The organism is uncultured Vibrio sp., assembly GCF_947488985.1.
In the GTDB taxonomy this organism is placed as follows: domain Bacteria; phylum Pseudomonadota; class Gammaproteobacteria; order Enterobacterales; family Vibrionaceae; genus Vibrio.
In genome coordinates, this window is sequence record NZ_CANLBV010000354.1 from 1 (window position 1) to 308 (window position 308).

Here is a 308-nt window from a genome sequence, read left to right on the forward strand (position 1 = left end):
CCTTTAGCATGTGCTTCTGATTCACAATACCAAAGCTCTTTGAGTTGTGCTCCGAGTATATAAGTGGTCATTAAGTCTTTATTGATATTCAATATTTAAGTAAGATAGCTATCTTGTCGTGGATTTAAGTTGCCTCTATTTTTCAACAACACCCAGCGTGAGCGCTTGACCCATTGTCTCGCTTTTTTATCTTACTTGAGTTTGTTGGCTTGGTCGACTCTGACTCTATCTATCACCTCACGACCGAACTTAGCAACAACGTGGAATAAGTCGTAAACGATTTTTGCGTTCGGGCAGTGCGCTTGAAC

1 pseudogene is annotated in these 308 nt (G+C 40.9%); it reads right to left on the reverse strand.

The window, feature by feature from the left end:
* Positions 1 to 308: pseudogene (locus Q1A70_RS20920) on the reverse strand (transposase); the annotation flags it as partial.